This window comes from Kitasatospora sp. NPDC001603, assembly GCF_040298365.1.
Classification (GTDB): domain Bacteria; phylum Actinomycetota; class Actinomycetes; order Streptomycetales; family Streptomycetaceae; genus Kitasatospora.
This window is the reverse complement of sequence record NZ_JBEPAA010000053.1, coordinates 44,646-55,910: the sequence shown is the minus strand read 5'-3', so window position 1 is coordinate 55,910 and position 11,265 is coordinate 44,646. Positions and strand designations below refer to the sequence as shown.

The 11,265-nt window shown below is 74.8% G+C and carries 8 protein-coding genes; 6 read left to right on the top strand and 2 right to left on the bottom strand.

All coding sequences use genetic code 11. The annotated features are described in order from the left end of the window. The 5 genes from ABT263_RS27805 to ABT263_RS27785 form a co-directional block, all read left to right on the top strand. Positions 1-699, top strand: a 699-nt coding sequence (locus ABT263_RS27805; protein WP_352294394.1) for an electron transfer flavoprotein subunit alpha/FixB family protein, incomplete at its 5' end; no start/stop codon positions are given. A gap of 218 nt (positions 700-917) precedes the next feature. Further along, positions 918-2,339 carry an acyl-CoA synthetase gene (locus ABT263_RS27800; protein ID WP_352294392.1) on the top strand — a complete coding sequence of 474 codons (1,422 nt, stop codon included), beginning with the start codon at positions 918-920 and terminating at the stop codon, positions 2,337-2,339. 303 nt (positions 2,340-2,642) lie between these two features. Next, positions 2,643-3,539 (top strand): C40 family peptidase, encoded by an 897-nt coding sequence (locus tag ABT263_RS27795; RefSeq protein ID WP_352294390.1) that lies wholly within the window; start codon positions 2,643-2,645, stop codon positions 3,537-3,539. A gap of 481 nt (positions 3,540-4,020) precedes the next feature. Continuing rightward, positions 4,021-5,088, top strand: a complete 1,068-nt coding sequence (locus ABT263_RS27790; RefSeq protein ID WP_352294388.1) for an NUDIX hydrolase — start codon at positions 4,021-4,023, stop codon at positions 5,086-5,088. A gap of 93 nt (positions 5,089-5,181) precedes the next feature. Further along, positions 5,182-5,967, top strand: a complete 786-nt coding sequence (locus ABT263_RS27785) for a DUF4184 family protein (protein ID WP_352294386.1) — start codon at positions 5,182-5,184, stop codon at positions 5,965-5,967. A 52-nt stretch (positions 5,968-6,019) separates the two neighbouring features. On the opposite strand, the gene ABT263_RS27780 is transcribed toward ABT263_RS27785, so the two are convergent. After that, positions 6,020-7,384 carry a dipeptidase gene (locus ABT263_RS27780; RefSeq protein WP_352294384.1) on the bottom strand — a complete coding sequence of 455 codons (1,365 nt, stop codon included), beginning with the start codon at positions 7,382-7,384 and terminating at the stop codon, positions 6,020-6,022. A gap of 274 nt (positions 7,385-7,658) precedes the next feature. Between ABT263_RS27780 and ABT263_RS27775 the strand changes: the two genes are divergently transcribed. Continuing rightward, positions 7,659-8,831 carry a geranylgeranyl reductase family protein gene (locus tag ABT263_RS27775; RefSeq protein WP_352294396.1) on the top strand — a complete coding sequence of 391 codons (1,173 nt, stop codon included), beginning with the start codon at positions 7,659-7,661 and terminating at the stop codon, positions 8,829-8,831. A 102-nt stretch (positions 8,832-8,933) separates the two neighbouring features. On the opposite strand, the gene ABT263_RS27770 is transcribed toward ABT263_RS27775, so the two are convergent. Continuing rightward, positions 8,934-11,237, bottom strand: coding sequence for a glycosyl hydrolase family 18 protein (locus ABT263_RS27770; RefSeq protein ID WP_352294382.1), 2,304 nt, complete (start codon positions 11,235-11,237; stop codon positions 8,934-8,936). Positions 11,238-11,265: the final 28 nt, after the last annotated feature.

Sequence of the window (11,265 nt, the reverse complement as noted above, 5' to 3'; positions counted from 1 at the left end):
GCGGTGCTGGTCACCTCCTCCGGTGAGGGCAAGGAGGTCGCCGCGCGGGTCGCGCTGCGGATCGGCTCCGGCATCATCACCGACGCCGTCGACCTGGAGGCCGGCGCCGACGGCCCGGTCGCCACCCAGGCCGTCTTCGCGGCGTCCTTCCAGGTGAAGTCCAAGGTGTCGCACGGCGCCCCGGTCATCACGGTGAAGCCGAACGCGGTGGCCCCCGAGGCCGCTCCGGCCGCGGGCGCGGTGGAGAACGTCACCGTCGGGTTCACCGGCAACGCCGCCAAGGTCACCTCGCGCACCCCGCGGGTCTCCTCCGGGCGCCCGGAGCTGACCGAGGCCGCGATCGTGGTCTCCGGCGGCCGCGGCGTCGGCGAGGCGGCCGGCTTCGGCGTGGTCGAGGAGCTGGCCGACGCGCTGGGCGCGGCCGTCGGTGCCTCGCGCGCCGCCGTCGACGCCGGCTGGTACCCGCACAGCAACCAGGTCGGCCAGACCGGCAAGCAGGTCTCCCCGCAGCTCTACATCGCGGCGGGCATCTCGGGCGCGATCCAGCACCGGGCGGGCATGCAGACCTCGAAGACCATCGTGGCCGTCAACAAGGACCCGGAGGCCCCGATCTTCGAGCTGGTCGACTACGGCGTGGTCGGCGACCTCTTCGCGGTGCTGCCGCAGCTCACCGGCGAGGTCCAGGCCCGCAAGGGCTGACCGCACGACGTCGGAAGGCACTGCGCGAGGGCGCGCCCGGGAACCGTCCCGGGCGCGCCCTCGCGCTTTCGCGCGGGCGGATCCCCCGCTGCCGCGGTCCGTCCCCGTGGGCTCTGCGGGTGCCCGCCGCCGGGCCCGTAGAGTCGGACGCCGGACCGGCGGCGACAGGGCCGGCGGGGACAGAGCGCCACACCGCGACCAAGGGCGAGGGCAGACGCATGACACTCTTGACGGCACTTCAGGGCGACTTCGGCGACTCCGGCGACGCGCTCCGGATCGACGGGCGGGAGCTCTCCCGCGAGCAGTTGCTGGGAGCGGCGACCGCGGTGGCCGACCGGGTGGCCGGCGCCCCCGCGCTGGCGGTGCTCGCCCGGCCCACCGCCGAGACCGTCGTCGCGGTGGTCGGCGGGCTGCTGGCCGGCGTGCCCGTGGTGCCGCTGCCGCCCGACTCCGGGCCCAAGGAGCGCGCGCACATCCTGCGGGACTCGGGCGCCGTCCTGCTCGCGCACGCCGCCGGGGACACGGTGCCGGAGACCGGGGGAGTGTCGGCGCTGCCCGTCGACCCGGCCGAGCGCTCCGCCACCGGTCACGCCGAGCCCGCGCCGGACGCCACCGCGTTCGTGCTCTACACCTCGGGGACCACCGGCGCCCCGAAGGGGGCGATGATCCGGCGCTCCGCCGTCGCCGCCGACCTGGACGCGCTGGCGGAGGCCTGGCGCTGGACCGCCGACGACACACTGGCCCACGGTCTGCCGCTCTTCCACGTGCACGGCCTGGTCCTCGGCGTGCTCGGCGCCCTGCGCACCGGCAGCCGGCTGGTGCACACCGGGCGGCCCACGCCGGCGGGCTACGCGGCCGCCGGTGCCAGCCTGTACTTCGGCGTGCCCACGGTCTGGTCCCGGCTGGCCGCCGACCCGGAGGCGGCCGGGCAGCTCGCCTCGGCCCGGCTGCTGGTCTCCGGCAGCGCGCCGCTGCCGGTGCCGGTCTTCGAGAAGCTCGCCGCGCTGACCGGGCACGCCCCGATCGAGCGCTACGGCATGACCGAGTCGCTGATCACCCTCTCCACCCGGGCGGACGGCGAGCGCCGCCCCGGCAGTGTCGGGCTGCCCCTGACCGGCGTGCGGACCAGGCTGGTCGGCGAGGAGGGCGAGCCCGTCCCGCACGACGGCGAGAGCGTGGGCGAGCTGCAGGTCGCCGGGCCGACGCTGTTCACCGGGTACCTCAACCGGCCGGACGCCAACGGGGAGGCGTGGACGGCGGACGGCTGGTTCCGCACCGGGGACGTCGCCGTGATCGGCGAGGACGGCTTCCACCGGATCGTCGGCCGTGCCTCGGTGGACCTCATCAAGAGCGGCGGCTACCGGATCGGCGCCGGCGAGGTCGAGGCGGCGCTGCGCGACCACCCGGCGGTCGCGGACGCCGCGGTGGTCGGGGCGCCCGACGAGGACCTCGGCCAGGCGGTGGTCGCCTACGTCATCCCGGACGGCACGGTGACGGGGGACCAGCTGACGGCCTTCGTGGCGGAGCGGCTCTCGGTCCACAAGCGGCCGCGGCGGGTGGTGCTGGTGTCCGAACTGCCCAGGAACGCCATGGGAAAGGTGCTCAAGAAGCAGCTGCTGGCGGAGTCGGCACTCGGGTGACGGGAGGTCACCCGGTGACGGTCGTTCATCTCTTCGACCGTCACCCCGGCGGTCCTCCTCACCTTCCGTGAACCCTTCCTTTGGCGCACTCCACTGCGCACTGTGAGCGGCCGCGTGCCTAACGTGACACGCAGGCAGAACTGAATCCCAGGGTGACGAACCGCGGCCTCCGGTCGCAGGACCGGAAGCCGCGGCTCGTCACCGGGAACCCCTCTGCCCTCCCGTTCAGTGTTCAGCCGGGGTTCAGCAGCGTCAGCGGTGCTGGGCAGTGCTGAGCCGCGTTCAGCAAAGGAAGACAGCAGGATGACGACCGTCAACACCGGCGCACCGGGTGCAGCCGACGACCCGACCGGGCAGACCGCCGCCACCACCGACGGGCCGGCGCGTGCCGCCCGGCCCTCCCGGGCGGCACGGGTCCGTCGGGGGATAGGCATGGTGGCGGTGATCGCGGCCGGTGCCGGCGTGATCGGCCTCGGTACCGGGGTCAGCAGCGCGGCCGCCGAGCCGGCGCCGGCCCACGCGGGCTGGGACGGGTCTCGGTACTGGTTCAAGAACAGCCAGGGTCAGTGGCGCTGGACCAGTCACTACGACATCTACCAGGCCCGGACCGGGAGCGGCGCCAAGGCCGCGGCCCCGGCGGCCTCCTCCTCGTCCGGGGGGATCACGCAGGGCTGGGACGGGTCGCGGTACTGGTTCAGGAACAGCCAGGGCCAGTGGCGCTGGACCACCCACTACGACGTCTACCTGGACCGGACGGGTGGCGGCTCCGCCGCCGGTTCGTCCTCCTCCTCGGGCTCGGCCGGGTCGTCCGCCGGCTCCGGCTCGGTGGCCGCCGACGGGGACGTCGAGACGGCGGTGCAGTTCGCTCTCGCCCAGCTCGGCAAGCCGTTCCGGACGGCCGGCAACGGGCCGGACGGGTACGACTGCTCGGGCCTGGTGCAGCAGGCGTTCAAGCGCGGCGGCATCGCGCTGCCGCGGGTGGCCAACGACCAGTACGAGGCGACCACGCCGGTCAGCGCCGGCCAGCTGCGCCGCGGTGACCTGCTCTTCTGGTCGGACGACGGCAGCGCCCGGGGCATCCACCACGTGGCGATCTACCTGGGCAACAACCAGTACGTGGAGGCCGCCCGGCCCGGCACCAACATCCGGATCTCGGCGCTCAGCAGCGGCTACTACCCGACGCAGATGGGCCGCCCCTGAGGAGCGTGCCCGCCGGGTGACGCCCGGCCGGTCGAGCGGCTGTCCGTACGCCGCCCGACCGGCCGGGCGTCCGGGTGTCTCGGCGCTTCCGCGCCTCCGCGCTTCGGGGATTCGGCACTCTGTCGCCGGGTCGGGCCGCCAGGGGTGCCGGGGGAGGTGCCGGGTGGGGCGCGGGGGACGGGGAGCGTGGGGCGGGTGGGGGCGCGAGAGGTGTTCAAGGGGGCGCGCGTAAGGTAGGTGGCCGCCGGTGATCAGGGGCGTGCGGACCGGCGGTCGGGCAGGCGCGCGTACCGTGGTGCGGACCGCCTGGCCTGGGCACATGCCCCTGTCACACGGCGTGGCCGGGTTCGGCCGCCGGGCCCGGTCCGCAGGTATGGGGACCGGCGCGGCGGGGGTACCACCTCGGGTGGCGCTGGTACGGCTGACGGGGGCGCCGCCCGGTGCGAACGGCATCGGGGGAAGTCGAGGGGCAGGGGACGTTGTGATCGTCTGGGTCAATGGCACATTCGGGGCGGGCAAGACGACTGCCTGCCGTGAGTTGGTGGAGCTGCTGCCGGGGAGCACGCTGTTCGATCCCGAGCTCGTCGGGTTCGGGCTGCGCGACCTCCTGCCCGCGGACCGGCTGGCCGCCGTGTCCGACTTCCAGGACCTCCCGGCCTGGCGCCGGCTCGTCCCCGAGACGGCCGCCGCGCTGCTCGGCGAGGTGCCGGGGCCGCTGGTGGTCCCGATGACGCTGCTCCGGGAGGACTACCGCGACGAGATCTTCGGCTCGCTCGCCTCGAACGGCATCACGGTGCACCACCTGGTCCTGGACCCTGAAGAAACGATCCTGCGTGCGCGTATCGCCCAGCGAGACGAGTGCCCCGGCGATCCGGAGCGCAGCGAGCGCGTCCGGCAGTGGTGCCTGGAGCACCTGCCGCGGTACCGGGCCGCCCGCCGCTGGCTCATCGAGGACGCCCGGATGGTCGACAACGGCGAGCTGACCCCGCGCGAGACCGCCGCCCGGCTCGCCCAGCTCGTCCGTGACGGCTCGGCCCGCTGCCCGATCGTCCAGACCCCGGACCCGACCGGGGACACGGTGGCCTCCGCCGTGCTGTTCTTCGACGAGCAGGACCGGGTCCTGCTCGTCGACCCGGTCTACAAGCCGGACTGGGAGTTCCCCGGCGGGGTCGTCGAGCGCGGCGAGGCGCCGACCGACGCCGCCCTCCGGGAGACCGCCGAGGAGCTGGGGCTGCGGCTCGACCCGGGCACGCTGCGGCTGCTCGCCGTCGACTGGGAGCCGCGCACCGGCCCGCGCCGCGGCGGCCTGCGGCTGGTCTACGACGGCGGCCTGCTGGACGCCGCCGCCCGGCAGAACCTGCTGCTCCAGCAGGAGGAGCTGCGCGGCTGGCGCTTCGTCAGCCTGGACGAGGCCGCCCGTCTGCTGCCCCCGGGCCGGTACCGGCGGCTGGCGGCCGCGCTGGACGCCCGCCGCAGCGGCGAGTTGCGCTACCTGGAGGCCGGCCGCCGGGCCGGTCTCGGCCTGGCCAGGGCGGCGGACGCGGCGTAGCGCCCGTCGTGGTGCCCGCGGCCGCGAGCCGGCGGGGCCGCCCCCGGTGCGGTTCGGGTGTGCCGGGCGGGGCGGGGGCGGGAGGATGGGACCATGCCGTTCACACTGAGCCATCCGGCCGCCGTCCTGCCCCTGCTGCGCGCGGCGGGGACGCGCGGCCCGCTGGTGGCCTCGGCGCTGGTCGCCGGTTCGATGGCGCCCGATGTGCCGTTCTTCCTGGAGTCGTTGCTGCCCGGCGTCTACGGGCAGGGCGGGACGACCCACCGCTGGTGGGCGGTGCCCACCGTGGACGTGGCGATCGCGGGCGTCCTGGTGGCCGGGTGGCACGGGCTGCTGCGCGCCCCGCTGCTCGCCCTGCTGCCCGAGCGGTGGGCCGGCGCGGCCGAGGCGCTGACGGTCCGGCGGGGCGGCGGCGCGAGTGCGGCCTGGTTCGCCGGCTCGGCGGCGCTGGGCGCGGCCACCCACGTCGGCTGGGACGCCTTCACCCACGGGGGCCGGCTGGGTGTGCGCCTGCTGCCGGTGCTGGACCGGACGGTCGCCGGGCTGCCGCTGTACACCGTGCTGCAGTACGGCAGTTCGGCGCTGGCACTGGCGGCGCTGGCCGGGCACCTGGCGCGGGCGGCCCGTGCGGTGGAGCCGGTCCGGCCCGCCCCGGCGCTCCCCGCGGGGGCCCGGCGGGCCGCCGTGGCGGTGCTCGGCGCGGCCACGGCGGCCGGGGTGGTGCACCGGCTCGTCCCGCTGCGGCGGAACGCGATCCCGGAGTTCTGCTTCGGGGCCGGCGCCGGCCTCGCGGTCGGAGCGGTCGGGTACGCGCTGGTGCACGCGGTCGCGGGGCGGGTGGCGGGCCGGCGGCGGGCGGCCGGGCGGCTGCCGGTGTGACGGCCGCCCAGCGCACCGGGGCGCCGTCGCACCGGCAGGGCGGGGCCGGGGCTCAGACGGAGCGCAGCTCGGCGTACCGGTGCAGGAAGAGCGCCTCGGTCAGCGCCATCCGCTCCAGCTCCCGCGGGTCGACGCTCTCGTTGACCGCGTGGATCTGGGTGGTCGGCTCCTCGACGCCGATCAGCACGATCTCGGCCTGCGGGTAGAGCGACTGCAGGGTGTTGCAGAGCGGGATCGAGCCGCCCTCGCCCGAGGCGACCATCGGCGTGCCGAAGGCCTCGGCCATCGCCGAGCCCATCGCCTCGTAGGCCGGGCCGGAGGTGTCGGCGGCGAACGGCTCACCGGCGCCCTGCCGTTCGATCCGCAGCCGGGCACCGGCCGGTGCCTGCGCCTCCAGGTGGGCGATCAGCGCGTCCTGGGCGGCGAGGGCGTCGCCGCCCGGCGGCACCCGCAGGCTGACCAGCGCCTTGGCGGCGGCCTGGACGGAGGAGGTGGCGCCGATCACCGGCGGGGCGTCGATGCCGTGGACGGTGACGGCCGGGCGGGCCCAGAGCCGGTCCGCGACGGTGCCGGTGCCGGTCAGCGCCACGCCGTCCAGCACCTTGGCGTCGGCGCGGAACTGCTCCTCGGGGTACTGCACCCCGGGCCACGTCTGGTCGCTGGTCAGGCCGGCCACCGCGACGTCGCCGTGCTCGTCGTGCAGCGAGGCCAGCATCCGGACCAGGCCCTGCAGGGCGTCCGGGGCGGCGCCGCCGAAGGCACCCGAGTGCAGGTTTCCGGCCAGGGTGGTGAGCGACACCTCGACCATCGTCATACCGCGCAGGGTGGCCGTGACGGTCGGCAGGCCGGCGGTGAAGTTGCCGGTGTCGCCGATGACGATGGCGTCGGCCGCGAGCAGCTCGGGGTGCGCCTGGGCGTACTGCTCCAGGCCGCCGGTGCCCTGCTCCTCCGAACCCTCGACGATGATCTTCAGCCCGACCGGGTAGCCGCCGTCAACCCGGCGCAGTGCCCGCAGGGCCGTCAGGTGCATCAGGATGTTGCCCTTGCAGTCGGCCGCGCCGCGCCCGTACCAGCGGCCGTCCCGCTCGGTCAGTTCGAAGGCCGGGCTGAGCCAGGCGTCCTCGTCGAGCGGGGGCTGCACGTCGTAGTGGGAGTAGAGCAGCACGGTCGGCGCGCCCTCGGGGCCGGGCAGCTCGGCGTAGACGGCCTGGGTGCCGTCGGGGGTGTCCAGCAGCTGCACCTTCGTCAGGCCCTCGGCGGCGAAGGCGTCCGCGACCCAGCGGGCGGCGCCGCGGCACTCCTCGACCGGGAACTGGCGGGGGTCGGCCACCGAGCGGAACGCGACCAGTTCGGCGAGGTCGGTGCGGGCACGGTCCATCAGGGACCGGACGGCGTCGGCCAGGGGCTGCTGCGGCATCGGGGGCTCCGGTGGTGGTGGTCCGGCCCGGAGGGTGTTCCGGGCGGACGGTGCTGACAGGGGGATATGTCGATCATAGGCGGATCGAACGGGCGGTCCGGAGGGCCGTCCGGGCGTTCGGGGCGGCGCGACGGACGGTGGCTCCGGAGGACGCATAGGATTGCTCGACGTGACTGACTCCGGAAGCTCCGATTCCCGTAGCCCGCTCGACGCCGAGGCGCCCGGACAGCCGTCCGAGCCGCAGCCCGCCCCGCCGCGGGACGGGCCCGACCCGCTGGACGGCGTCTGGGACGTCGTCGTGGTCGGCGCCGGACCGGCCGGGGCCTCGGCCGCGCAGGCCGCCGCCGCCCAGGGCCGCCGCGTCCTGCTGCTCGACAAGGCCGAGCACCCCCGGTACAAGACCTGCGGCGGGGGCATCATCGGCCCCTCCCGGGACAGCCTGCCGCCGGGCTTCCGGCTGCCGCTGCAGGACCGGGTGCACGCCGTCACCTTCGCGTACGGCGGCCGGTTCACCCGGACGCGGCGCTCGAAGCGGATGCTGTTCGGGCTGGTCAACCGGGACGAGTTCGACCTGCGCCTGGTCCAGGCGGCCAAGCAGGCGGGGGCGGTGCTGGTCACCGGAGTGACCGTCACCGGCGTCGAGCAGCGCGGCGGTGAGCACCGCACGGCCGTGGTCACCGCCGCCGACGGCCGCACGTTCGAGGCGCGGGCGGTGGTCGGCGCGGACGGCAGCGCCAGCCGGATCGGGCGGCACGTCGGCGTCTCCTTCGACCAGATCGACCTCGGGCTGGAGGCGGAGATCCCCGTCCCGGCCGAGGTCGTGGCGGACTGGGCCGGCCGGATCCACCTCGACTGGGGTCCGCTGCCCGGCAGTTACGGCTGGGTGTTCCCGAAGACCGAGTCGAACAGCCTGACCGTCGGCGTCATCTCGGCGCGCGGCGACGGCGAGCGGACCAAGCAGTACCTGGCCGACTACATCCGCCGGCTCGGGCTGGCCGGGTTCCCGCCGAGCGTGGAGTCCGGGCACCTGACCCGCTGCCGGGCCGAGGACTCGCCGCTCTCGCGCGGCCGGGTGCTGGTCGCCGGGGACGCGGCCGGTCTGCTGGAGCCGTGGACCCGCGAGGGCATCTCCTACGCGCTGCGCTCGGGCCGGCTGGCCGGGGAGTGGGCGGTCAAGGTGGCCGAGGCGGGCACCGCGGCCGAGGTCCGCCGCGAGGCGCTGAACTACGCGTTCGCGATCAAGGCCGGGCTGGGCGTGGAGATGCGGGCCGGCAAGCTGATGCTGGCCGCCTTCGAGCGCCGTCCGTACCTGTTCCACGCGGCGGTCTGCCTGGTCGCCCCGGCCTGGCGGGCGTTCGCCCGGACCACCCAGGGCCACACCACCTTCGCCCAGGTGCTGCGCCAGTACCGGGCGGCCCGCAGGCTGACCTCGCTCGCCTCGCGGTAGCGGGCGGGGCTCCCGCGGGCCGGCGTCGGCCGGTCCGCGGCAGCCTCTTCGCGCGGTTCGTTCCGAGGGCGGCGCCGGCCCGGGGACCGGCGCCGCCCGGGCTCACTTCAGCCCGGTGTCGAGCGCCGTCATGAGGGCGCCGTTCGGGGTGTCGCCGGTCATCTCCCAGATCATCGCGCCGAGCAGGTTCTTCGACTTCAGGTAGGTCGTCTTCTGGCCGATCGACCAGGCGTCGTCGAAGGTCCACCACTGGCCGCCCGCACCCGTGTACCCGTACGTGGCGATCGACTGGGTGTCGTGGTGGACGGTGAGGTTGGGGAAGGTGGTGATCAGGTTGTTGTACCCGCGGGTGCCGGCCTCCTCGGCGAACTGGCCCGGCGCCGCGCCGGTCGCGCTCTGCCACTCGCCCGCCGCGCCGCCGTCCGCCACGCCCTGCCAGCCGCGTCCGTAGAACGGGAAGCCGATGGTGAGCTTGCGCGGGTTGACCCCGGCGGAGAGGTAGGCCTGGACGGCCGCGTCCACGCTGAAGTGGAACGGGTACGGGTCCTGGCCGTCGGCGTACAGGTTGGCCTGGTGCCCGGCCCGGTTCGGCTCCCAGGAGTTGTCGCTGCCGGCGCCGTGGAAGTCGTAGCCCTGGACGTTGGCGATGTCCAGGTAGTTGAAGATCTTCGAGAGGTCCCAGCCCTGGCCGATCTTGACCGGGTCGGCCGGGGTGAAGGCGGTCAGCAGCTTGTGGGAGCCGCCGAGCGCGTCGAGCTGCTTGCGGAACTCGGCCAGCAGCAGGGTCAGGTTGGCCTTGTCGGCCGTGCTGTAGTGGTTGCCGGCGTGGCCGTCGGCGGAGCCGGGCCACTCCCAGTCGAGGTCGATGCCGTCGAAGATCCCGGCCGCCACGCCGTCACCGCCGGCGCCGTTGTAGAGCGGCAGGTTGCCCCTGATCCAGGTGTCGACGCAGGACTTCACGAACTTCTGCCGGGAGGCCTCGGTGGCGGCCGCGTCCGAGAAGTACTTGGAGTACGTCCAGCCGCCGAGCGAGACGACCACCTTGAGGTTGGGGTACTTGGCCTTGAGCTTCTTCAACTGGTTGAAGTTGCCGCGCAGTTTGCCCCAGCCGTCGTCGGCCACGCCGTCCACGGACTGCGCCGCGCTCATCGGGCGGGCGTAGTCGGCGTCGGCGTCGCCCGCGCCGGTGCCCTGGTCCGGGTCCTGCGGGTCGGCCGTGGTGCCCTTGGTGACGCCGGCCAGGCAGGTCAGGTTGACCGGATCGATGTTCTCGAAGGCGTAGTTGATGACGTCGAGCTTGGCCGCGCTGCCCGAGGTGTCGAGGTTCTTCACGAAGTACTGGCGGCCGTAGATGCCCCACTGGGTGAAGTAGCCGACCCGGGCGTACTTCCCGGCCCCGACCAGGTCGGAGGTGGTGACGGCGAGCGCCGCGGAGGCGGGGGAGGCGTTGTCGGCGCCGTCGCGGGCCTTCACGGTGAAGGTGTAGGCCGTCGACGGGGAGAGGCCGCTGACGGTGGCGGTCAGGGTGCTGCCGGTCACCGTCCTGACCAGCGCGGGGCCCTGGTAGACGTCGTAGGCGGCCACCCGCTGGTTGTCGGTGGCGGCGTTCCAGGCCAGCGTCACGTCGGTGGAGGTCACCGCGGTGGCACGCAGGCCGGTGGGCGCCGTCGGCGGGACGGGGTCGGTGGCCGGGTCGAAGGTGGCGGCCGTGACGGACGCGCTCGACGGGCCGGTGTTGCCCCGGGTGTCCTTGGCGCGCACCGCCAGGGTGTACGAGGTGGCGGGGGTGAGCCCGGTGACCACGGTGTCGGTGGTCGCGGCGGCGGCCAGTACGGTGCTGCCGCTCAGGACCTCGTAGGAGGCGACCGGGAAGTCACCGCCGGTGGCGGCCGGCCACTTCAGTGCCAGGCTGTGCGCGGTCGACTCGGTGACCACCGGCGTGCCGGGGGCGGACGGCAGGACGTCCGAACTCCCGTCGCACTTGTCGCCGTTGATCCGGCAGCCGGTCGGCGTGCCGATCGGGCCGTTGGCCACGAACCAGAAGCTGTACGGCTCGGTGGTGCCGTGTGCCGGGACGCTCGCGTTGTAGAAGGCGTTGGTGGCGGTGACGTGCCGGCCGGTGGTGGTCGCCGTGCCGTTGTAGCTGTTCTGGACGGTCACGCCGGCCGGCAGGTCGAACTCCAGCGTCCAGCCGGAGACGGCGGCGGCGTTGTCGTTGCGGACGATGTAGGTGCCCTTCCACCAGGAGCCGTTGTCGGCGGTGGTGAAGGTGGCGGTCAGTTTTCCGGCCGCGTGCGCCGGGGCGGCCAGCGCGGTGAGCGCGGCCAGTGGCAGGAGCAGGGCGGAGAGCAGCGCCAGCAGTCTGCTGCGCGCTCGGGGGCGTCGGGCCCGGGGTCGAGCGGACATGGTTCTCCCTGTGACTGTGGGGGTTGAA